This is a genomic window from Acidovorax sp. SUPP2539 (assembly GCF_030158975.1).
GTDB lineage: Bacteria > Pseudomonadota > Gammaproteobacteria > Burkholderiales > Burkholderiaceae_C > Paracidovorax.
The window spans coordinates 70,753-93,084 of the sequence record NZ_BQXJ01000008.1; the positions used below are offsets into that span (position 1 = coordinate 70,753).

The following is a 22,332-nucleotide window of genomic DNA, read 5'->3' on the forward strand; positions in this document are numbered from 1 at the left end:
ATGGCCCAGGCGCATGCAGTCGAGGTGCTGCTGCGCCCCGCGGTGGAGCTATACACCGTTGCGGTCTGCGCCGGCGCCGCGCTGGCGTGCGTGGTGGCACCGTGGTCGCTCGCGCTGAGCCCCTCGCTGGGGTTTGCCAGCGCCCTCGGTTTCGCGGCCTTCGGCGGCATCCGGCTGCGGCAGGCCCACGCCATCCTGCGCTACCGGCGCAACATCCGCCGCCTGCCGCGCTATGTGATGACGAGCCGCGACGTCCCGGTCAGCCAGCAGCGCCTGTTCCTCGGCCGTGGCTTCCGCTGGGACCAGCGCCACACGCACCGGCTGATGCAGACCTACCGGCCCGAATTCCGCCGCTACGTCGAGCCGACAGCGTTCTACCGGCTTGCGCGGCGGTGCGAGGAGCGCCTGGAGTTCGCGCCGCCACCGTTCGCGCGCCTGGCGCGCTGGACGGCATGGGACCACCCGCTGAACCCCGTGCGGCCCCTGCCGCCGGTCGGCGGTCTACCGCGCCTGCACGGGATCGAGCCGCAGGAGGTGGACGTCACCCTGCCGCTGGGGGAACGGGTCGGGCACACCCTGGTACTCGGCACGACGCGCGTCGGCAAGACGCGCCTGGCCGAACTGTTCATCACGCAGGACATCCGCCGCCGCGCGGCGGACGGAGGGTACGAAGTGGTGATCGTCTTCGACCCCAAGGGCGATGCGGACCTGCTCAAGCGGATGTACGTGGAAGCGCGCCGCGCCGGCCGCGAAGGCGAGTTCTATGTGTTCCACCTGGGCTGGCCCGACCTGAGCGCGCGCTACAACGCGGTGGGTCGCTTCGGCCGCATCTCGGAAGTCGCCACGCGCATCGCGGGGCAGCTGTCCGGCGAGGGCAACAGCGCGGCCTTCCGCGAGTTCGCCTGGCGGTTCGTCAACATCATCGCGAGGGCACTCGTGGAACTGGGTCAGCGCCCGGACTACCTGCTGATCCAGCGCCACGTCATCAACATCGATGCGCTGTTCATGGAGTACGCCGCGCACTTCTTCGCGCGCACGGAGCCCAAGGCCTGGGAGATCATCGTCCAACTCGAAGCGCGCCTCAACGACAAGAACATCCCGCGCAACATGATCGGGCGCGAGAAGCGCGTGATCGCGATCGAGCAGTACCTGACACAGGTGCGCGTGTACGACCCCGTTCTCGACGGCCTGCGCAGCGCGGTGCGCTACGACCGCACCTATTTCGACAAGATCGTCGCCAGCCTGCTGCCGCTGCTGGAGAAGCTCACCACGGGCAAGATTGCCCAGTTGCTGGCACCGAACTATTCGGACTTGGCCGATCCGCGGCCCATTTTCGACTGGATGCAGGTCATCCGAAAGCGCGCGATCGTGTATGTGGGGCTGGACGCGCTCTCGGATGCGGAAGTGGCAGCCGCCGTGGGCAATTCCATGTTCTCGGACCTGGTTTCGGTCGCCGGCCATATCTACAAGTTCGGCGTGGACGACGGGCTGCCCGGCGCCAACGCCAGCAGCAAGGTACCTATCAACGTCCACGCGGACGAGTTCAACGAACTGATGGGCGACGAGTTCATTCCCATGGTCAACAAAGGCGGCGGTGCCGGTGTGCAGGTCACGGCGTACACGCAGACGCTCTCCGACATCGAGGCGCGCATAGGCAACCGCGCCAAGGCCGGCCAGGTGGTGGGCAACTTCAACAACCTGGTCATGCTGCGCGTCAGGGAGACGGCCACGGCCGAACTGCTCACCCGCCAGTTGCCGAAGGTGGAGGTCTTTGCTACGTCCGTGATCAGCGGTGCCACCGACAGCTCGGATCCCACGGGCAACACCGCCTTCACCTCGAACACCCAGGACCGCGTCGCCAGCACCAGCGTGCCGCTGATCGAGCCCGCGCACGTCGTCGCCCTGCCCAAAGGCCAGGCCTTCGCGCTGCTCGAAGGGGGAAACCTGTGGAAGGTGCGCATGCCCCTGCCCGCGCCCGATCCCGACGAGGCCATGCCGCGAGACCTGCAGGAACTGGCCGCCGGCATGCGGCTGCACTACGTCATGGACGCCGGAAGCTGGTGGGATGGCCAGGGCGCCACGGGGCCTCGGGATGGCGGGCTGCCTGACGACCTGCTGCAGGACGCTTTCGCCACGACCGAGGCAGACGACCCCGCCGACCAGGACGGGATGGATGAGGCCGGCATGCCATGAGCGATGTCGCCGCCACCGCGCAGCGCCAGCAGGTCCGCCAGCAGGGCTTCATCGTTGGCCTCCTCACGCTGCCGTTCCGCTGCTTCGGGATGCTGTGCGGATCGCTCCTGCTGTGCATCGTGGTCGAATGCGTGGGCATGGCGCTGTTCTGGCCGGACCAATCATGGCGCCATGCGCAGGCCATGCTGGGCCATGAGTTGGATCAGTTGTCCGACTACTTCGTGCGCAGCGCGCTCGTGCAGGAGCCAGGGCGTACCGCGCACCACTGGGTGCAGCAGGGCTACGAATGGGTGTTCGTGCGCAGCGGCCTGCTCGAATGGATGCGGGACGCCTCGCGCCAGGCCCGCGCGAACGCGGGCGGCCACGCATGGAGCCTGCAGAAAGCGCTCGGCACCGTGGCCACGCAGGCGCAGGACTACCTGATCGCCGCGGGCTACACCGTGCTGGTGTTCATGGTGCGCCTGCTCGTGCTGTGCCTGTCGCTGCCGCTCTTCCTCCTGGCGGCATTCGCCGGGTTCGTGGATGGGCTGGTGCGCAGGGACATCCGGCGGTTCGGCGCGGGGCGCGAGTCGGGGTTTCTGTACCACCGCGCGCGGGCCAGCCTGGTGCCGCTCGCGGTGCTGCCCTGGGTGACCTACCTGGCCCTGCCGGTCAGCGTGCATCCGGTGGCGATCCTGCTGCCGGCGGCGGTGCTGTTGGGGGTCGCGACGGATATCGCGGCTGGGAGCTTCAAGAAGTACCTGTGAAGAAAACCAAAGTTGCCTCCAGATCACCCAAAATTAAGCTATAGGCGTTCGGTCGCGCCAAGGAGCGGGCGACCGGCATATCGCGTAATCTCGACTCGAAAGATCAAGTTCATGAGAATTCGTCGGATACGGACTGGTGATGAATCTGCACTACGGCACATCTATTTTTCGGCCATCCATGGGATTGCCTCGCGCGACTACACGCCTGATCAAATTGACGCCTGGGCTCCTCAGGACTTTGATGCTGAGCTGTGGGCTGAAAAAGTTCGCAAAATCAACCCGTTCCTCGTAGAGGATGGCGATCGGATCGTTGGCTACGCGGACGTTCAGCCGAGTGGCTATATCCACCACTTCTTCGTGTCTGGAGCCCATCCGCGACGGGGCATAGGGACGATGCTCATGGACCGAATTCATGAAGAAGCTCGGAAGCTCTGCTTGACTGAGCTGACCGCCGATGTGAGTCGCACTGCGGAGCCATTTTTCGTACGTTATGGATTCTGCGTCATCGAGCGTCGGTTTCCAGTCCGCAGCGGAGTGACAATCCCCAATTCCCTCATGAAAAAGGAACTCAAGCATGCCGGCTGATGGTCAGAATGCCAGCATCCTTGTATCAGCTTCACCCACCCATAGATGGGACGCCCCACCAGCAGCTATCGATGCATGACTGCGCATCCGCGCGCATGACAGACGAAAAAAAGGCGGGGTAAGCTGTAGCCACTCTGTCACATTCGATATCACGTCATGCGTACCGTCCAGACCGATGCCCTCTCCATCGACCTACCCGATCGCTTCACCGTCGCGCGCCAGATCGGCCAGTTCATCAAGGCGGCGTATCCCGTCGGCGACGACGAGGTCTCGTTAGGCATCATGATCGTGCGGCACAAGGCGCCGTTTGAGGCGGATGCCGGCGATCCCTGGGCCGCCTTCCGCGCCGAATGCCTGACGCGTCGTGGCCAGGCGACGCTGCTCGCAGAAAAAGCGCTGACCATCGACGGCCGGCCCGCCGTGCAGATGATCTTGCACGGCAATGGCTACGCCTATCTCTTTGCCAGGGCGCAGCTGGACGAGAAGCTGTCGCTGGACATCGCTGGCGATTGTCCCGTCGGCACCGAGGCCGAGCACTTTCCGCTGCTGGAAGCCGCACTGCGCAGCCTGCGCGTGACCGGCGATCCCGCCGCGGCGCTGGCGGCACACGAGCGCTGGATGCAGCAGATGTTCGGCGACGACGAGGACGAGGACGAGGACGAGGATGCAACCGAAAGCGACGACGCGCATCCCGCGCCGGCGACCGCGATGGCCGAGCCGTTCCGTCTTCCCGACGATGGCGAGGACGTATTCCGCATCGACGATCTGGCGTTCGCCTTCCCGCGCAAGACCATGCCCAGTATCGGCAGCGGGAGCAATATCGGTGACGAGCTGACCATCGACCTGCAGGCACAGGCGCGCAAGGCCGACGCCGCCGCGCGGCCGCACCTGGTGGACGACCACAAAGTCTATTTTCGCTTCTCGATGAAGGGCGTGTACGTCGCCGGCGTTCCCACCGGCCGCATCCGTTTCGAGAACGATCGCGAACCCGCCCACCAGGCCTATCTCTGGTCCGGCGGGCTGCGCCACGACCTCAAGCTCTGGGGCGAGCTGGTCCTGGAACAGGGCTGGGTCGGTTTCAGCGGCTATCTGCAGGCGGACGGCGCGGGTCACCGCTATCCGGTGCGCATCGCGCGCAAGCTGACCTTGGGCGCACTGGAGTGGGAGAACTACCGCTTCACCTCGCTGGACGAACTCTCGAGCGCGCCGGCCGATGTACCGCGTCACCTGCACCTGTCCAACCTGCCCGGACCCACCTTGCCGGATGCGCTCTTCGCCTATCCGGCGCTGCGTTCGCTCAGTCTCTATTACGACGAAGATGCCGATGCCGCGCATGGCGTGCGGGAACTGCCGGAGGCGTTGGCCAGCCTGGCGCAGCTGGAGGAACTGAACATCGTACGTGCCGGCGCCCTGGCGCGGCTGCCGGCCGCGCTCGGCACGCTGCGCGCCTTGCGCCGCTTGCACGTCACCGGAACCGCGATCGAAGCGCTACCGCCGGAGCTGCTGTCGCTGCCGCTGGAGCATTGCGTGCTGGACAACAACGCGCTCGCGCAGCTGCCCGACTCGCGCTTCCCGGCCACGCTCAAGGCGCTCTCGCTCGCACGCAACCAGCTGCAGACCGTGCCGGCGAGCATCGCGGCGCTGCCGGCACTGCGGTCGTTGAATCTCACCGGCAATCCCTTGACCGCGCTGCCGGCTGGATTGGAACGCATCGAGCAGTTGGACCTGGAATTGCCCAAGAAGCACACATTGCTGGACTACCGCTACAAGGGTGCCAATGGCCAGGGCACCATTGCCTTCGACGAAGATGCCTTCTTCGTGCGCAGCGATCCGCTGCTGATGCAGCGCCTTGCGCATGCTTTGGACAGCGACGCGCGATGGGCGCGCTACCGCGATGGAATGCAGGCGCTTGCCTGGCGCGCGGTGGCGCTGGCCACGGATGCGCCGGACGACTACGGAACACGCGGCAACACCCGCTTCGGCGGCCTGCCCGACCTGCCGCCCGGCATGGCCTATCCGCGGCACACCGACGCCGACGGCACTACCCGGCCGATGCTGTTCCTCGCGCAACTGGACTGCGCGCAACTGGCACCGCTGCAGCGCTACCTGCCGCGCAGCGGCGTGCTCTACTTCTTCATCTCCGACCAGGAAGACCTGGTGCCACGGGTGTTCCATTACGACGGGCCAAGCGCCGCGTTGCGCAGCGCCGCGGAGCTGTCAGGCGATGCCATGCAGTTCGAGGACGAGGACGTTTCCATGCCCTATCGGGCGAACGCGGCCAGTTGGATCAGCGTGCCGCACTTCTATTCCGACGACGCCTATTGCCAGGGTGCGGCCGAAGGCCTGGGCGAGTTGGAAGAGGCCTACGAACTGGTGGAATCGCTGCGCGGGCGCCTGGAGGCGCAGTCCGCGGTCCAACCTCTGCATGGCGTGAACAGCCATGTGTTCAAGCAGCACGACACCCCGCTCACCGAAGCCGCCAACCGCTTGCGTGGCCGGCCCGAGGACTTCATGGTGCTGCTGCGCGTCGCCTCGGACCCGAAACCAGGCTTCTGCTTTTGGGACGCGGGCGAGGTGTACTTCGTGATCCATAAGAGCGACCTTGCCAAGCAGGATTTCTCCAACGTCCACTGCGGGCTGGAGAGCAGCTGAGGCCGGTAGAGGTGCAGCGTACTGGAATCAGTACAGCCGTAGGCCCAGGTCCACGATCCTGCCAATGGGGCTGAAAACCAGCGCGCCGCACCGGCCCGGTTCGACGCCCGCATAGGAAGCGCTCTTGACGATGCCGTAGGCAATATTTCCGTAGTGGACCGGCCCGCCACTGTCACCACGGAAGCACGCCAAGTCGTCCCCTACGACCACCTTGTAGGCCCGGGGGTCACAGACCTGTCCGTTGCACTCCTTGCTGCCAAAGCTCGCCGTGCTGCTCGACACGACGCCGCATGTCCACCCGGTCAGCAAGCCCCTGTGGCATACCCGATCCCCAGGTACGGCGGCTGCGGTGGAGAGGATCACCACGCCGCAACTGGAACAGGTGTCCCTCGCGAAGACTTCTCCGAGTGGGCGGTAGCCCAAGACAGGGAAGGAATGCCATGCCAAGTCGTGCGTCGCATCGAAAAGCTGGTCCTCGTACGTCAGCTTCGCAGTGACCTGCGCACCGCTCGCAGCATCCGACCAGTTGCCGTACATGAGGTTCTTGCCACAGTGCGCCGCGGTGACCAAGCCCCACTTGGTGTTGTCCTTGTTCCGCACGATGAAGCCGCCGGTGCACTGGTGCTCGTTGTCCAGATTGAGGATCTGCGAGCCGCCCCGCACATAGGCTGACTGGGTCGTTGCCATGGGCCCACTCTGTGCCGGCAGCGTCGAGCTGGGCGATGGTTCAGGCGCCTCTTGTGGTTCGGACTCCATGGGGCCCGGCAGGAACTTGAACCTGACAGGCACGCCGAGCTGACGACTCAGCGTTGCGTTCTCCGCTTCGTAGGCAGCTTGCTCCTCCGCTGGGACGAAGACGTAAAGCACGATCGCAGCATTCACTTCATCGATACCCGTGCCCTGCAAGCCGGGCACCTGCTCCTGCAGGTGTGCTTGGTTCGATGCCAGGATGGCGCTGATCTCGTCCAGCGTCTTGCCGGACACCAGTGTGAACTTCACCGGGATGGTTCCGTGCGCCGTGGACAACTCATGGATTGCGGGTATCGGCCCCTGCTTGAGGCGCAGAACGAGCTTGAACCCGTCGCGGCTATCGTCCCAGTACGAGGTATCGAGACGGTCGGCGTAGTCCGCTTTGAAAGCCTCGATCTCCGTCCGCGCAAGCACCTGCCTGAGCTCCAGGCGCCGCGAGGCTTCCGCTTCAGCCACGTGATTGTCCTTCGCGTAGCTGCGAGAGATGACGTCCAACTGTTCCAACGGTTTGGCATCCTGGGCCTGGGCGGTACTGGACAGCGCCATTGCGCAGGCTGCGACGAAAGGCCACGTGTGTCTCATCGTTTGGTCCTCCTTGAATGTTGTTCCTGAAGGGCAGTTCCATTTATTTTTCTTGTCGCCGATGCCCGTGTCAAACAACACCGTTCCAGCATTCCAGCTTCCTTTTTCTCTTGACTTCAGGCGCCACCGAGGGCGGTTGGCGTGGGCAACACATTCGTTATTCAAGTGATAACGATAGATCCCTAGAACGTATTTCCATCCGGCTCCGCTCCCGCCAACTGCACCACCGCATTCGCCGGCAGGGTCAGAAGCCCTGCCCCTGCGGTGCGGCACATCCCGACCCGCGGTTGCATGCCGTCTCACGGTGCCCTTGCCCAACGTCCAGGAACGCGCAACCAGTGCGTCGCCTCCTGACCATCAATGCGGTGTAAGCCACGTCCTCATTGATGGCGGCGGCCATCCGTGCGCCTGCGCAGCATCGAGCCTCCCCATCGTAAGGAGACCGACATGACCTCGCGTGCCACGGCCAGCCACACCGCACCCCCTCGCCTCCCCCTGTCCGGCGTGCTGGCCGTGGCACTCCTATGCGGCGCGGCATCGGCCCACGCCGACACCGCCCTCGAACGCGAGCGGCTGGCGGGAGCGCAGCGCCTGCTCGATCAGGCCGACCGGCTCGCCGCCATGGCGGCTCCCGCAGCGGCCTCCGAGCCCTCCCGGTACCACTTCGACTACACGCGCCTGCACGACGACATGCGCCGCATGCAGGCGGGCTTCGCCAGCTACCTGGTTCCGGTGCGCGCGCAGCCGCGCGACCCGTCCGCGCTGGCGGGCCAGTACACGCGCGAGAGCGCGCTGAGCCCGGCGCCGCCGGAGCCGCGGCGATGACCGCGACCGCGGACCAGCTCGCCGCCTTCCAGGCCAACGGCGGCTTCCCGGCTTCGGCGGTCGCCGATGTCGTGTTGGGTTTCGTGTTCGCCGTGCTGCTGCTGTGGGGCGTATGGGCCATGCGCGCCGCCTACGCCGGCTGGGCCGAGCAGCGCCTGTCGCAACGCCAGTTTCTCGCGGTGGTCGTCCGCTTCCTCGCGCTCTACCTCGTGCTGACCTTCCTGCTGCTTTCCCGCTGATCCCGCCTTTCCCGATGACCCCGATGAACCGAGGACCTGCCATGCAAGCACCCACCCTCCCCCGACGTCGCGCCTCGCGTACCGCTCCCATCTTCGCGACGGCCACCCTGCTGGCGACCGCGACACCGGCGTTCGCGGTCGGCCTGCCCACGATGGAAGACCCATCCCGCGGAGCCGGCAAGGGCATCCTGCAGACGCTGCAGAACTACGGCTACGACATCGTGCTGCTCGTCGCGCTGCTCGTCGTAGCCTCCATGTTCGTCGGCGTCTGCTACCACGCCTACACCCGCTATTCGGAAATCCACACCGGCCGTGCCACCTGGGGCCAGTTCGGCCTGACGGTGGCGGTGGGCGCGATGCTGCTGGTCGTGGGCATCTGGCTGCTCACCAAGGCCACGGCCATCCTGTAGCAGCCTGCCCATGGCTCCCCAGGACACGACACGCGACGGCCTCGTCGCCTTCCTCCCGCACCGGCTCAACCGCCAGCCCGTGGTGGTGCGCGGCCTCACCGCCGACGAACTCTGGGTCTGCGCCGGCGCATCCGCCGCCGCCGGCCTGGCCGCGGGGCTGCCGCTGGCGTGGATCACGCACAGCATCGCCATGGTGCCCACGATGATCGTGGCGGGCATCGCCGCGGGCGTCTTCATCGGAGGCGGCATCCTGCGGCGCGCGAAACGCGGCCGGCCGGACACCTGGCTGTACCGCCAGTTGCAGTGGCGGCTGGCCCTGCGCCATCCGCTTTGGGCCGCGCGCCTGGGCGGCCAGGGGCTGGTCACGCGCTCCGGCTGTTGGACCACGCGCCGCACTGCGCCTGTGCGCCGCCCGCGCGGCCTCCGTGGCTTCCACCCACGCCACGCGCATCCCCGGGGCCGGCCATGAGCCGCTTTCGCAACGAGGTGGCGCACCTGCAGGCGCACGTGGCCACCCTGCGCCGGGTGGGCGCCGCACTGTTCGCGCTGGCGGTGCTGCTGGGCATCGGCTGGGCGAATGCGCCGCGCCACCTGACCATCCACGTGCCGCCCGACCTGCGTTCGGGCAGCACGCGCAAGTGGTGGGACGTGCCGCCCGAGAACGTGTATGCCTTCGGCTACTACATCTTCCAGCAGCTCAATCGCTGGCCGACGAATGGCGAGGAGGACTACCCCCGCAACCTCCGCGCCCTGTCCGCCTACCTCACCCCATCCTGCCAAGCGCTGCTGCAGCAGGACTACGAGACCCGCCGCAACAACGGCGAACTGCGCCAGCGCGTGCGCGGCCTCTACGAAATCCCGGGCCGCAGCTACGGCGAAGACCCGACCACGCGCGTCAAGGTGCTGTCCGAGCGCGACTGGATCGTGACGCTCGACGTCGCCGCGGACGAGTACTACGCGGGAGAGCAGGTCAAGCGGGCGCTCGTTCGCTACCCGCTGAAGGTGGTCCGCCTCGACATCGATCCCGAGCGCAACCCCTTCGGCCTGGCCCTCGACTGCTACAGCGGTGCTCCGCAGCGCATCACGCCGCCCGCCGCGGCGCCCGCGACCACCGCGCCGGGCAACCCATCCGCGCCCGCCGCGCCCTTGCCTGGAGGCACGCCATGAACCGACCCATCCCCTTCGCCCTGCGCGCGCTCACACTGGGCGCCATGCTTTGGCTGGGCGTCGCTCCCGCAGCCCAGGCGCTGCAGATCCTGCGCTGGGAACGCATGCCGCTGGCTGTGCCCCTGCGCATCGGGGAAGAGCGCGTGGTCTTCATTGATCGGAACGTGCGCGTGGGCGTGCCCGCCGCCATCGCCGATCGCCTGCGCGTGCAGAGCGCGGGCGGCGCGATCTACCTGCGGGCCAGCGAAGCGATCGAGCCGACCCGGTTGCAGTTGCAGGACGCCGACAGCGGAGCGCTGATCCTGATCGACATCGCGGCCGAAGCGCCGAAGGAAGGCCAGGCCCCGCTGGAGCCCGTGCGGATTGTCGAGGGCGACACTCCGGGCCCGCGCTACGGCGCCCGCGACGGAACTCCGGACAGCGACGCAGGGGCCGATGAGCGCCCCGGCGGCACGCGAGCATCCGGGTCCGCCGAATCGGGAACCCATGCGCGCCACGAGACGCCGGTCGCGGTGGTGCTCACCCGCTATGCCGCGCAGAGCCTCTATGCCCCCTTGCGCGCGGTGGAGCCAGCCATGGGCGTGTCGCAGGCGAACTTGCGCCGCGGCCTGAACCTGGACGCGCTCGCGCCGTCGCTGCCCGTGCGAGCGCAGGCCCTGGCCGCGTGGCGCATGGAAGACCAGTGGGTGACCGCGGTACGCCTGACCAACACCTCGCCGCGCTGGGTAGACCTCGATCCCCGCATGCTGATCGGCGACTTCGTCGCCGCGACCTTCCAGCACCCGGGCCTGGGGCCGGCCGGCGACGCCACGGATACCACGGTGCTCTACCTCGTCACGCGCGGCCGCGGGCTGGGCGACGCGCTGCTGCCGCGCATCAGCCGCATCGACGCCGCCCGGAACCTGCCGCCGCCGGACGCTGATACCGCCGCGGTTCCAGTGGCCACGCCGGCCACCGCGCAGCAGCCCTCGGGAGCCGACCATGAAAAGTAACGGCCTGCTCAAGTGGCTGATGATCCCGGTGATCGCACTGCTGGTCTTCCTCGGCATCCATCTGACCTCCGGCCGCCCGGACAAGTCCGCCGCGGCAGACGGCACCGCGCAGCTCACGCCCGAGGAAATGAAGGCCCTGGGCATCGACGGGGACACCCCGCGCGACACCGTCGCCACCCTGGTCGCGCAGGTCAAGCAACTGCGCGGCGAACTGCAGACCGCCGTCGGCGAAAACAAGAACCAGCGCGCGGAAAACGAGCGCCTGCGCCAGCGCGACAACTCCATCGACCAGCGCATTCAGGCCGCGATCGACGGTGAGCGCAACCGCCAGCGCCAAGAGAACGAACAGGTCGCTGGCGACAAGCAGCAGACCCAGAGCATGCTGCAGGACCTGCAGCACAAGCTGGACCAGTTGGGCGCCAAGGGCGGCTCCGCCGACCTGCCTGTCGGGCTGGGCCTGGAGGAAGGCGACGGCAAGGGTTTCGGCGCCTCCGGCGCTTCTGGCGTGCGGTGGGTGGAACCCGACGACGCGCGGCCCGACGCGGGCAAGAACGCACCGGGCGGCACCGGCAAGGCCGATCGCTTTCCCATGCGCTTCGGTCCCGCCGATGGCGGTGCGGGCGGCGGCTCCGCATCCACCACGCCGGCCGGCAACTCGCCCGCCACCGAGGCCAAGCCCGCCAAGCCCATCTACACCCTGCCCACCAACGCCACCCTGATGGGCTCCGTCGCGATGACGGCCCTCATCGGGCGTGTGCCGATAGACGGCACGGTCAACGACCCCTATCCCTTCAAAGTCCTCATCGGCCCCGACAACCTGACGGCCAACGGCATCGATCTGCCGGAGGTGGCGGGCGCCGTGGTGAGCGGCACCGCCTCGGGCGACTGGACGCTCTCGTGCGTGCGCGGCCAGATCCGCTCGGTCACCTTCGTCTTCCGCGACGGCACGATCCGCACGATCCCGGACGACAAGGCCCAGGGCGGCGCGGGCAGCCGCGGCGGCTCGGGCAACGGCAATGCCGCCGACGGCCAGGGCTCCATCCTGGGCGGCCTTGGCTGGATCAGCGATCCGCACGGCATCCCCTGTGTCAGCGGCGAGCGCCGCAGCAACGCGCAGCAATATCTCGGATCGCAGGCCCTCATCACCGCGGCTGGCGCCGGCGCCGCGTCGCTCATCAAGAGCGACAGCGGCAGCGTGGCGGTGGTCAGCAACGGCAACGGCTCGCTGGGCACCGTGGGCATCTCCGGCAACGAGGCCATGGGCCGCATCCTCGCAGGCGGCGTGCAGGAGATGTCCCAGTGGGTGAACAAGCTCTACGGGCAGGCCTTCGCCGCGGTGTACGTGCCGCCCGGCGCCCAGGTCGCCGTCCACCTCGAACAACCCCTGCAGATCGACTACGAAGCCCAGGGCCGCAAGGTCCGCCACACCACTGGAGGAACCCATGCGAACGACATGGACTGAGCGTCGCGGGGCGCTGCGCAGCCTGCTCGCCACCATCGCCCTGCTGCTGTCGGGCTGCGCGACGCACAAGGACGACCTGCTGTCGCATGGCGATCGCACGATGCGCGACATCTGGGACCAGGAGACCGGCGGCGCCGGCGTGCCCGGTGCGCAGGTCGGCGGCGCGGCGGCACGCCAACTGATGGACGCGCGCCAGGTCCTGCGCCGCCCCCTGACGGCAGCCGACGTCCAGGCCATCCCCGCCGACAACGCGGCATACACCCGGACAGCGCAGAACGAGATCTACCGCCAGTTCCGCCGGCTGCCCAATCCCGATCTGGTGATGTACGTCTTCCCCCACCTCGCCGGGACCGATCCCGTCCCCGTGCCGGGCTACAGCACGGTGTTCCCGCTGTACCAGCGAATTCAGTACGCCATGCCCGGCGAGCGCGTGGAGGACTACTGATGCCGCGGCGGCCGCGCTGGCGCTGGTCCGAACGCGCCGCAGGCGCGCTGCATCGGCTGCGCAGCGGTGTGGCGGCGATGGGTTCGGTCGCCGCGGAACCGCCGGATGCCTGGGACGAACACGTCGCCCGGCTCGCGGAGAACGGCATTCCGGCACCCGGCACGCACGCGCGCCCGCCGGGCCGGCCGCGTGCCACCGAAGACGACGAGCGTGCCCTCTACGGCGTGTCGCCCTCCTTCGTGGACATGCTGCCCTGGGCCGAGTACCTGCCGGAGTCGCGGTGCATGCTGCTGGATGACGGGGTGTCCGTCGCGGCATTCTTCGAGCTCGTGCCCATTGGCACGGAAGGCCGCGAGATGGCGTGGCTGTGGCAGGCGCGCGATGCGCTGGAGAATGCGCTGCAGGACGCCTTCGACGAACTGGACGATCACCCATGGGTGGTGCAGCTCTACGCCCAGGACGAGGCCAGTTGGGACCGCTACCTGCGCGGCTTGGACGCCTACGTGCAGCCACGAGCGCGGGACACCGCGTTCACGGCCTTCTACCAACGCTTCTTCGCCCACCACCTGCGCGCCATCGCCAAGCCCGGCGGCCTGTTCGAGGACACGGCCGTGACGCGCCTGCCCTGGCGCGGCCAGGCCCGGAGGGTGCGCATGGTGGTCTATCGGCGGATCGGCGACACCGCCAGCCACCGCCGCGGCCTGTCGCCCGAGCAGGCGCTCGCCACCATCTGCGACCGGCTGCAGGGCGGCCTGGCCAATGCCGGCGTGAGAGCGGAACGTCTGGGCGCAGCGAACATCCACGCATGGCTGCTGCGCTGGTTCAATCCCCGGCCGAAGCTGCTCGGCGATACCGCGGTGGACCGGGAACGCTTCTACGACCTGACGCGTTATCCCGAAGAAGCCGACGAAAGCGACATCGAACTCGCCAGCGGCACCGACTTCGCCCAGCGGCTGTTTTTCGGCCCGCCGCGCTCCGACCTGGACAACGGCATGTGGTGGTTCGACGGCATGCCCCACCGTGCGGTGGTGATGGACCGCCTGCGCAACGCGCCGGGCACGGGCCACCTCACCGGCGAAACTCGCAAGGGCGATGCGATCAACGCGCTGTTCGACCAGATGCCGGAGGACACGGTGATGTGCCTCACCCTGGTCGCCACGCCGCAGGACGTGCTCGAATCCCACTTGAACCACCTCGCGCGCAAGGCCGTGGGTGAGACGCTGGCCTCCGAGCAGACGCGCCGCGACGTGCAGGAGGCGCGTGGCCTCATCGGCAGCGCGCACAAGCTGTACCGGGGCGCCCTCGCCTTCTACCTGCGCGGGCGGGATCTCGCGCAGCTGGACGAACGCGGCGTGCAGCTTGCCAACGTGATGCTGGGCGCCGGCCTGCAGCCGGTGCGCGAGGACGACGAGGTCGCCCCCCTCAACACCTACCTGCGATGGCTGCCCTGCGTGTTCGACCCGGCGAAGGACACACGGCAGTGGTACACGCAGCTCATGTTCGTGCAGCACGCGGCCAACCTCGCGCCCGTCTGGGGGCGCAGCCGAGGCACGGGCCACCCCGGCATCACGCTGTTCAACCGCGGCGGCGACACGATCACCTTCGATCCGCTCAACCGGCTGGACCGGCAGATGAACGCCCATCTGTTCCTGTTCGGGCCCACCGGATCGGGCAAGAGCGCCACCCTCAACAACCTGCTCAACCAGGTGACGGCGATGTACCGCCCTCGCCTCTTCATCGTCGAGGCCGGCAATTCCTTTGGGCTGTTCGGCGACTTCGCCGCCCGCCTCGGTCTCACCGTGAACCGCGTGCGGCTCGCCCCGGGCGCGGGCGTGAGCCTCGCGCCGTTCGCCGATGCGCGTCGCCTGGTGGACACACCCAGCCAGGTCCGCACACTCGACGCCGACGCGCTCGATGAAGGGCCAGATGCCGGCGGCACCGCTTCCGACGGGGACGAGCAGCGCGACGTGCTCGGCGAACTGGAGATCACCGCCCGCCTCATGATTACCGGCGGCGAGGACAAGGAAGAGGCGCGCATGACGCGCGCCGACCGCAGCCTGATCCGCCAGTGCATCCTCGATGCCGCCCGCCGCTGCACGGCCGCGGGCCGCACCGTGCTGGCGCGGGACGTGCGCGACGCGCTGCGCGAACGGGCCGGCGACGCCAACCTGCCCGACATGCGCCGTGCCCGGCTGCTGGAGATGGCGGACGCCATGGACATGTTCTGCCAGGGCGCGGACGGTGAGATGTTCGACCGTGCCGGCACGCCCTGGCCCGAGGCCGACATCACCATCGTGGACCTCGCCACCTATGCGCGCGAGGGCTACAACGCGCAGCTCTCGGTGGCGTACATCTCGCTCATCAACACCGTCAACAACATCGCGGAGCGCGACCAGTTCCTCGGCCGGCCCATCATCAACGTCACCGACGAGGGCCACATCATCACCAAGAACCCGCTGCTCGCGCCCTACATCGTCAAGATCACGAAGATGTGGCGCAAGCTCGGCGCCTGGTTCTGGTTGGCGACCCAGAACCTCGACGATCTGCCGAAGGCTGCCGAGCCCATGCTCAACATGATCGAGTGGTGGATCTGCCTCTCCATGCCGCCGGACGAAGTGGAGAAGATCGCCCGATTCCGTGAACTCAACCCGGCGCAGAAGGCCCTGATGCTGTCGGCGCGCAAGGAAGCGGGAAAGTTCACCGAGGGCGTCATCCTCTCCAAGTCCATGGAACTCCTCTTTCGCGCCGTGCCGCCCAGCCTGTACCTGGCCATGGCCATGACCGAACCCGAAGAGAAGGCCGAGCGCTTCGCGCTGATGCAGCAGCACGGCATCAACGAGCTGGACGCCGCCATCCTGGTCGCCGAGCGCATCGATCGCGCACGCGGTATCGAGCCGCTGCCGCACCACTGAAACGGAGGCCACCCATGCGACCCACCATCACCCGACTCCTGCGCTGCCGCACGGCGCTTTCCCTCGTCGAGTGGCCGATCGCCGCCGCGGCCATTCTGCTGGCCGCTGCGCTCGCGATCGCGATCTGGCCGGAACATCCGCAGGTGGAGTATTCCGAAGCTCAGCCAGCCCAGACCGCGCCGCCCCTGCCGCCAGGGCCGCCCTGGACACACGGCCGCTCCGATGCGCGTTTCACGATCACCGTCTATGCGGACTTCGAGTGTCCGTACTGCCGGGACTACGTTCCCCAGCTCGTGCGCTGGGTCGCGGCGACGCCCGACGTCAGCCTGCAGTGGCATCACCTCCCGCTCCAGGCGCATGATCCGGCGGCCAGCCAGGAGGCTCGGCTCGCCGAATGCGCCGGCAACGAGCGCGGCCATGCAGGTTTCTGGCACGCGGTGGACTGGATCTACGCGCACACGCTCGCCGAGGGCCGCGGCGTGCCGAACGGCGACCGCTACCCGGACATGACGCCCAGCATGCAGACCTGCCTGACCGGCGAAAAGGCGGAGGCCACCGTCAGCCAGCAGGCCCGTCAAGCCGCCGACGAAGGCGTTACCGGGACGCCGACGCTGCGGCTGCGGGACCACACCAGTGGCAAAGAAATGCGCCTCAGCGGAGCGGTGCCGGCCGATGCGCTGATGTCTGCGCTGGACTTGCTGGCATCGCCTGTTCCGCCCCAGCGATGACCGCCAGCGGACAATCATCTGAAGCACGACCCGCCTTGGTCCGCCGCGCACGACGAGGCGCTGCTTCGGGAGGATGCGCAAGCCATTCCCGGCGTTGCTCGAAGGCCAGTCGCCGAGCTTCCATCTCTCCGTGCTTGTCCACCGCGAACTGCTTGCGCCGAACGCCGCCCGTCGGCACATCGCATTCGGCTACCCAGTAGTCGCGGCAGACCTGGGTACCGTCGCGGAGCGCCCATTTGAGCTCCATGCGATACACCCGCTTTTCTGGCGATGGCTTCCGCCTGGATGCCTAGCCCGGCCGCTTGCCGCACTTGGGCATCGCGGGCGCGACGACGTCGGATGGCGCCTGCCCGTCCTGCACCGCGTCCGGGTGATGCACGAACCAGCCTTCAAGCAACTTGAGCAACTCAAGGCGGGCTTTGATCGCCCGTTCCCGCGCCTGTTCCTCGCCGTACTTCGCCACGGCAAATGTCCGCCTGCGCGTCTTTCCATTCGGAAGCGACACCAGCGCACACCAACGCGCAAAGCCGTTGTACTCCCTGCGCGATACGCCAGGGACACCGGAAGTGTTGTTGGTGCGGACGATCGACGCGAAGTCGCGCAGGCTCATGGCCGGGCGGTGCTGGAGCAACTCGTCGCGGTAGGCGATCGCCGCGGCTTTGGCCTTCTCCGAGTCACCGTAGACGGCTACCCGAAACTCCTTGTCGAAGTGCTCTCCGCGGCGCGTGATGGATACGGACCAGCGCAACAGCCGTCCGCCCTCGTAGCGAGGAGTCAGCCCATAGATCTTGTCGGAAGGCGCGGTATCGACCATGGCAGTGCGAAAAGAGACGCTGGCCGAGCGCTCAGAATTTCCTGGAAACCGGCTCGGAGCATTCGGAGATCGCCACCTTGCATTCGCCTTTTACCAGTTCCGCGCACCTGGCCTTGCCAAGGCGCACGGCCTCCTCCGCCGTTGCTGCCGTGGTGAATGCAGCACCGATGGCCTGCGCGGGATGGACCAGCGCGACGCACTGGTTCTGGTAGACGAACTCCACCTTGCAATCCCACATCCCGGCGCTCCTGCAGTTCTCCAATGCCATTTTTCGGGCAGCGTCCTCGGACAATTGGCGCGAACTCACACCACCGATGCCGCTGGGCGAGGTGGCGATGACGCCCCACGTCTTGATCCATTCGCCAGTCGGCCGAGGGGATGCCTCTTCACCGCCGTCGGAACTCGGGCTGCAACGCGCGCTGCCGGCGGCGACGCCGGAAAGGCATGCCGTCTGGGCCACGGCTCCGCAACAGATCATCATCCAAGCGGCCAGAAAGCCGAGCAGTTTCGTGTAGCTCATGGAGACAATTCGTTGAGATTTGGAGATGCCGGCTCGCGCCGGCTGTGGATGCACGCCACCTCGGCGCGCTCCATCGTTTCTCCGGAGGGATTCAGGCCGCGACGGAGCTCCCTGCAGCTTTGTGCGCTGGAAGCCAGGAGGCTCCCACCCACTCCCCGGTGCGCACCAGGGTCATGGCCTTGAGCGTCTTGGCCGCCCCCCCGAACGTGCAGTTCACAGCCCAGGCCTGGCCGTCGAAACCAGGCACAACGAAGCAAGCCATCTCGGGCAAGGCCAGAACGGCCTCATCGTCCTTTTGCGCCAGCAGCGCCGCCACGTCACTCGAGGTGGCGGTGGCGACGTCCAGCCCGCGCGGCCACTCACCCGTCCAGGGATTCGCCGGACGGGACAACGGACTGTGGAAGGTCAGTGCATGCAGACCCCAAAGCTGCTCGTGGTCCGGCAAGCGGGGATCCATGCATTGCAGCATGAGATCCAGACCGAGGCGTTCCACGCTGACGTGATACGGATCCGGGCCGTGCCCCCGGCGCAGATCCGTGACAGGTGGCTGGAGCGACATCAAGGCCCTTTGCAAGGGTTCCTGACGACTATAGCGCCCAAGGTTCCGCAGCAGCATGTCGGGTAAGGGATCGAATCGGGCAGGCATAGCGCGAGCTTCCGGAATGGTCAGGACGATCAGCGATCCGAGCGCAAAAACGCCAGGTACTTGGGATCCTCGTCCGAAAACAACTCATCGCCTTCCTGCATGTGGGCTTGCGCCAGCATCTGCTTGGCCTGAGCGGTCTCACCCAACTCGAAGGCCGACTGGCCCACCCGCAGCAAGAGGTAAGGGTTCCCCTCACCGCCGGGTCCACTCATGGCGTCAAGGAACGAGATACGCGCCATCTTGAAGTCGGAGAGGTTGAAATACGCCTCGCCCAGCGAGCCGTTCAGCCAGGTCCACGCCTCCCATTCGTGCTGAGGTGCGGGCAACAGGTCGAGCGCCCGCTGCAGCGGCTCGATCGCAGCTGAAGGCCTGTCGCTCTCCAATGCCTCGTTGGCCTTTTCCGCCAGCGCAGTCACCTGTTCGTAGATGTCGTCGGGCAACCCCGGACCGCTATCGTCTTCGAGATCGTTGCTCGCCATCATTTACTCGCGTTTTTGATTTCGTCCAATGCGAACTTCAAGTACTTCGGATCTTCACTGGCATAACCTCTCCTGCCGCCCATCTCATATGCCTTGATGAGATTTTGTGCTGCCAGTTCGTGCCTGCCGGATTCGTAATATATCTTGCCAAGCAGAAGGTATGGCTTGGGATCGCCCGGGAGAGGATCGCATTTGAAGAGCTCTTTCACCCAATTCTCGGCAGCGGAAAAATCTTTCCTTTCGATATAAAAGCCAGCAATCGTCTTTATCACACTTTCAGACGAATCCCAGGAATGCTTGGGTTCCGGAAATGCATCCCAGCTAGCCAGAAGCTGGGCTTCCGCAGAAGCATAGTCTCCTGAAGCCTTGGCATCCCTATATACCTTCCCGTTCTGAACCAGCTTTTCCATCACTGCGGGGGGAAGGGGTTGAACATCCATAAAAACTCCTCTATTTCAAAGGGTTTAAATAATTTTCACTCAGTTTGGCACCTGCAGATCGATTCAACGAGAAATGATCCAAAACATAATTATCAGGATTGGTCATAAACGCTCTAACTTCTGGCGATCTTGCGCCGTAATATCGACCTTCTTGATTCCAATAAGTGACTGCATCCTTTGGATAATGCGCCATATCAGCCTCATCCATACTGTACCACTTCTTGTTCGACGCCTGGAATTCCTTTTCTCCCGTGAGGGGGTTTTCCCGAATCTTCCCCTCCTTCTCCATCCTTGCAATAACGTCTTTGCCGGTCTTCGTACCCTTACCTGGCGTCTTACCCAGGAACAGCTCGCGCAGGCTGCGGGCTTTGATCTTTACACCATTCGCCTTCCGGGTCGAAAACTCTTTGACCGATTTCCCCTTCTGGGTGAGGACCCTGTATTCCTCCACGGGCACTCCCGCCGCCTCGGCCGCTTCCGCCGCCTTAGAAGCTTCACCCGGTTTGGCAACAGTCCCAAGCTCATCGCCCACCTTGGCGCCGGCTCCGGCGCCTTCAGCCGCTTTCCCACCCGCTGCCGCGCCTTCGGCCGCCTTCCCGCCGGCTGCCAGGCCTTCGCCGGCCTTGCTACCCGCACTCATTGCATCCGCCGCCTTCACGCCGGCGCTCGCAGCTTCCACCGCTTTCGCACCCTGTGCCAGCTTTGCGACATCGCCGACGACCAGCACCAGGCTTCCTATCTCCAGGCCGGCCCGCGTCACCGCCTCGACGTAGTTGCCCTTTTCCCACGCGTCCGTCACCGGCTTTGTCAGCTCGTGGCCCGCCGCCTTTGCGGCCTGCTTGAGCGTTTCCAGACAGACGTTGCCCAGCCGGATCTGCTCCATAAGAATCTGCGCATCCAGATTGCTATGAAGGGCGCCGGCGATGTTGCCTTTTTTAACGACCGTGTAGGCAAGCTGCCCCAGCCCAAGGCCAATGTCCTTGACGAAGCCCAGCGCTCCCCGCGCCACCTGACCGCCATAGTGACCCGCCGTGGACCATCCGCCCTCGTCCTTCATGTCGATCGAGGCGATCGTCTCGTCCGCTGACTTACTCCAGTCGCCAAACCGGATGTACTCATCCAGCTGATCTGGATTCATGAAGCTGAGCTTCTCTTTGAGCTTCTGCAGTTTCTCCAACTCAGGGGACGTCTTTGGCGGGTCATTGCAAGGCAACTTCCCGTTCTTGACCACACCCGCAGGTGCGCTCTGCTCCGTGACCAGTTTGCCCACGGTGTTCGGCCCGCCGGGGCCGACATTCATCTGCACGACTGTGTCGTGTCGCGCGCAGATCAGCCCATTGACCTTTACGCTGGTGTTATCGCCGATCAGCCGTACATGCCCAGGCTGCTGTGAAGTCTGGGACACCACACCCATGCCCGCATTGGCATCTGTGCCGCGAACCCAGTCGGTCAACCGGTACACCGGCATGCCCCGTGCGTATACGTTCGGGGAATACTTCAACTTGTTCGACAGGCTCCTGAAACTGTCGAACGGGACGGTAGTGCTGCCGACCTTGCATACATCCGGTGTTGTGCAGACCGCAATCCACTTCGCGGTAGCTTCGGCGATGTGCTTTCTAGCCACGGCCCACCTCCGTCGAAGTCCGCTGGCGGTGGACATGGACAGGCTGTTCGGCACCACGCTGCGCCGGCCCGGCGGGAATACCAGCCAACATGACCTTGCGCAGCCCCCATTCCTTCGGCACTGCACGGCGCCACACCAATTGCAGCGACAGCTTGTCGAGATCGATGGTCACGGTGTCCAGCCGTAGCGGAACGGGCTGTGTCAGCCCGTCCTCGTCCGTGAGCAAGCTCAGGATGTCGATACCCGGAAGTTGGGTGTCGATACGGCCGGTGGGGTCGCAGCCGATCAGAGTGATGGGCTCGTCTCCCTTCAGCCAGCTGGGTGCAATCAGGTCAGGCTGCGCGGACTGGTAGAACGCGAAATCGAAATCCGGCGGCAGGTACGGGAAGTGCTCCGCGTGCCATGCGTCGTCATAGGTGCCGGCATGCCGGGCACGCTGCGGGTTCCAGCGAGGCACAGGGCCGAAGCAAACCGGCGTGAGCCGCTCGCGGATGTCGCGCAATGGCTTTTGCACATCCTCGATCTGGGGTGCCAGGTAGAACTGGGCACGGTCCAGATCCTCATCGCCCACATAGCCCCGGCCCACCGGATTGGGCTGGTAGGTATCGAAGGCCTGGGCATCGTGGATGTCGTCGGTGGCCGGCCCGCGGTAGCGCGCCCGGCGTACCGCGCCGCCATACGCCATCCCGGCGTGCAGGGGCACGGCAGTCGTCGGCTCGGGCTTCGTCAGGTGCCAGCCGCGCAGCGGCGTCCAGTGCCACGCACGCAGGCCGGTGACCTGCGCGGTCTTGGTGATGGGGCCGATGCGCACGCCGATGGGCCAGTGCGTCGCGGGCTTGCCGTCCAGGGGCCGGGCGTGGCCGAGCACGTGCACGTCCGTGCGCTGCTTGCCGACGACGAGGTGGGTTTCCTCCAGGAACGGCGTGCTCTCGGGCGCGCCGACGTAGCGGTCCACGCACTGGATGGGCATTTGCTCATCCATGGCCAGCACGGGCTGTCCGTGGGCGAGGGTGAAGCTGCCCGCGACGATGACGACATCGAAGAAGCGGCCTTTGGTGGTCGCTTTCTCGATGACCATGTGCGGGAACGGGCTGTGGTTTTCGACGTCCATGCCAGTCCAG

The 22,332-nt window shown here is 66.4% G+C and carries 22 protein-coding genes; 14 read left to right on the plus strand and 8 right to left on the minus strand.

Annotation, left to right across the window (positions count from 1 at the left end; genetic code table 11):
• The 4 genes from traD to AVTE2539_RS22990 all read left to right on the plus strand — a co-directional run bounded on the left by traD (position 1) and on the right by AVTE2539_RS22990 (position 6,176).
• Positions 1-2,193, plus strand: a complete 2,193-nt coding sequence (gene traD / locus AVTE2539_RS22975; protein WP_284414229.1) for a type IV conjugative transfer system coupling protein TraD — start codon at positions 1-3, stop codon at positions 2,191-2,193.
• Positions 2,190-2,939, plus strand: coding sequence for a TIGR03747 family integrating conjugative element membrane protein (locus AVTE2539_RS22980; protein ID WP_284414231.1), 750 nt, complete (start codon positions 2,190-2,192; stop codon positions 2,937-2,939). The genes traD and AVTE2539_RS22980 overlap by 4 nt, the downstream gene beginning before the upstream one ends.
• 111 nt (positions 2,940-3,050) lie before the next feature.
• Entirely contained in the window at positions 3,051-3,524 is a 474-nt protein-coding gene (locus AVTE2539_RS22985; protein ID WP_284414233.1) for a GNAT family N-acetyltransferase, read from the plus strand.
• A 156-nt stretch (positions 3,525-3,680) separates the two neighbouring features.
• Complete coding sequence (locus tag AVTE2539_RS22990) at positions 3,681-6,176, plus strand: DUF1963 domain-containing protein (protein WP_284414235.1); 2,496 nt, start codon at positions 3,681-3,683, stop codon at positions 6,174-6,176.
• 27 nt (positions 6,177-6,203) lie between these two features.
• Here the strand turns inward: AVTE2539_RS22990 and AVTE2539_RS22995 are convergent, their stop codons facing one another.
• Positions 6,204-7,586: a S1 family peptidase gene (locus tag AVTE2539_RS22995; RefSeq protein WP_284414237.1), complete on the minus strand. Its 1,383-nt coding sequence runs from the start codon at positions 7,584-7,586 to the stop codon at positions 6,204-6,206.
• 369 nt (positions 7,587-7,955) lie between these two features.
• Here AVTE2539_RS22995 and AVTE2539_RS23000 point away from each other — a divergent pair, with 369 nt between their 5' ends.
• The 10 genes from AVTE2539_RS23000 to AVTE2539_RS23045 all read left to right on the plus strand — a co-directional run bounded on the left by AVTE2539_RS23000 (position 7,956) and on the right by AVTE2539_RS23045 (position 16,688).
• Complete coding sequence (locus AVTE2539_RS23000; protein WP_284414238.1) at positions 7,956-8,333, plus strand: integrative conjugative element protein, RAQPRD family; 378 nt, start codon at positions 7,956-7,958, stop codon at positions 8,331-8,333.
• On the plus strand, positions 8,330-8,572 hold the full coding sequence (locus AVTE2539_RS23005; RefSeq protein ID WP_148829095.1) for a TIGR03758 family integrating conjugative element protein: 243 nt from the start codon (positions 8,330-8,332) through the stop codon (positions 8,570-8,572). The genes AVTE2539_RS23000 and AVTE2539_RS23005 overlap by 4 nt, the downstream gene beginning before the upstream one ends.
• A gap of 41 nt (positions 8,573-8,613) precedes the next feature.
• Complete coding sequence (locus AVTE2539_RS23010; protein ID WP_284414245.1) at positions 8,614-8,982, plus strand: TIGR03745 family integrating conjugative element membrane protein; 369 nt, start codon at positions 8,614-8,616, stop codon at positions 8,980-8,982.
• 10 nt (positions 8,983-8,992) lie between these two features.
• Complete coding sequence (locus AVTE2539_RS23015) at positions 8,993-9,451, plus strand: TIGR03750 family conjugal transfer protein (RefSeq protein ID WP_284414246.1); 459 nt, start codon at positions 8,993-8,995, stop codon at positions 9,449-9,451.
• Positions 9,448-10,149, plus strand: a complete 702-nt coding sequence (locus tag AVTE2539_RS23020) for a PFL_4703 family integrating conjugative element protein (protein WP_284414249.1) — start codon at positions 9,448-9,450, stop codon at positions 10,147-10,149. The genes AVTE2539_RS23015 and AVTE2539_RS23020 overlap by 4 nt, the downstream gene beginning before the upstream one ends.
• Positions 10,146-11,141 carry a TIGR03749 family integrating conjugative element protein gene (locus AVTE2539_RS23025; protein ID WP_502868969.1) on the plus strand — a complete coding sequence of 332 codons (996 nt, stop codon included), beginning with the start codon at positions 10,146-10,148 and terminating at the stop codon, positions 11,139-11,141. The genes AVTE2539_RS23020 and AVTE2539_RS23025 overlap by 4 nt, the downstream gene beginning before the upstream one ends.
• Positions 11,131-12,603: a TIGR03752 family integrating conjugative element protein gene (locus tag AVTE2539_RS23030; RefSeq protein WP_284414251.1), complete on the plus strand. Its 1,473-nt coding sequence runs from the start codon at positions 11,131-11,133 to the stop codon at positions 12,601-12,603. The genes AVTE2539_RS23025 and AVTE2539_RS23030 overlap by 11 nt, the downstream gene beginning before the upstream one ends.
• Positions 12,584-13,048 carry a TIGR03751 family conjugal transfer lipoprotein gene (locus tag AVTE2539_RS23035; protein ID WP_284414253.1) on the plus strand — a complete coding sequence of 155 codons (465 nt, stop codon included), beginning with the start codon at positions 12,584-12,586 and terminating at the stop codon, positions 13,046-13,048. Before AVTE2539_RS23030 ends, AVTE2539_RS23035 begins: the two co-directional genes overlap by 20 nt.
• Positions 13,049-13,125: 77 nt before the next feature.
• Entirely contained in the window at positions 13,126-15,960 is a 2,835-nt protein-coding gene (locus tag AVTE2539_RS23040; RefSeq protein WP_284414520.1) for a conjugative transfer ATPase, read from the plus strand.
• A gap of 14 nt (positions 15,961-15,974) precedes the next feature.
• Positions 15,975-16,688, plus strand: a complete 714-nt coding sequence (locus AVTE2539_RS23045; RefSeq protein WP_284414255.1) for a DsbA family protein — start codon at positions 15,975-15,977, stop codon at positions 16,686-16,688.
• Positions 16,689-16,977: 289 nt separating this feature from the next.
• On the opposite strand, the gene AVTE2539_RS23050 is transcribed toward AVTE2539_RS23045, so the two are convergent.
• The 7 genes from AVTE2539_RS23050 to AVTE2539_RS23080 form a co-directional block, all read right to left on the minus strand.
• On the minus strand, positions 16,978-17,502 hold the full coding sequence (locus AVTE2539_RS23050) for an AP2/ERF family transcription factor (protein ID WP_284414257.1): 525 nt from the start codon (positions 17,500-17,502) through the stop codon (positions 16,978-16,980).
• Positions 17,503-17,533: 31 nt separating this feature from the next.
• Positions 17,534-18,022 carry a DUF4189 domain-containing protein gene (locus tag AVTE2539_RS23055; RefSeq protein ID WP_284414258.1) on the minus strand — a complete coding sequence of 163 codons (489 nt, stop codon included), beginning with the start codon at positions 18,020-18,022 and terminating at the stop codon, positions 17,534-17,536.
• Between the two features lie 91 nt (positions 18,023-18,113).
• The gene (locus AVTE2539_RS23060; RefSeq protein WP_284414260.1) at positions 18,114-18,638 is read right to left on the minus strand and encodes a hypothetical protein; all 525 of its coding nucleotides are present in this window, start codon (positions 18,636-18,638) and stop codon (positions 18,114-18,116) included.
• 59 nt (positions 18,639-18,697) lie between these two features.
• Positions 18,698-19,150 (minus strand): tetratricopeptide repeat protein, encoded by a 453-nt coding sequence (locus tag AVTE2539_RS23065; RefSeq protein ID WP_284414262.1) that lies wholly within the window; start codon positions 19,148-19,150, stop codon positions 18,698-18,700.
• Entirely contained in the window at positions 19,147-19,587 is a 441-nt protein-coding gene (locus tag AVTE2539_RS23070) for a tetratricopeptide repeat protein (protein ID WP_284414264.1), read from the minus strand. Before AVTE2539_RS23070 ends, AVTE2539_RS23065 begins: the two co-directional genes overlap by 4 nt.
• 10 nt (positions 19,588-19,597) lie before the next feature.
• Positions 19,598-21,211 carry a PAAR-like domain-containing protein gene (locus AVTE2539_RS23075; RefSeq protein ID WP_284414266.1) on the minus strand — a complete coding sequence of 538 codons (1,614 nt, stop codon included), beginning with the start codon at positions 21,209-21,211 and terminating at the stop codon, positions 19,598-19,600.
• The gene (locus tag AVTE2539_RS23080) at positions 21,204-22,322 is read right to left on the minus strand and encodes a DUF2169 family type VI secretion system accessory protein (protein ID WP_284414268.1); all 1,119 of its coding nucleotides are present in this window, start codon (positions 22,320-22,322) and stop codon (positions 21,204-21,206) included. Before AVTE2539_RS23080 ends, AVTE2539_RS23075 begins: the two co-directional genes overlap by 8 nt.
• Positions 22,323-22,332 lie beyond the last annotated feature (10 nt).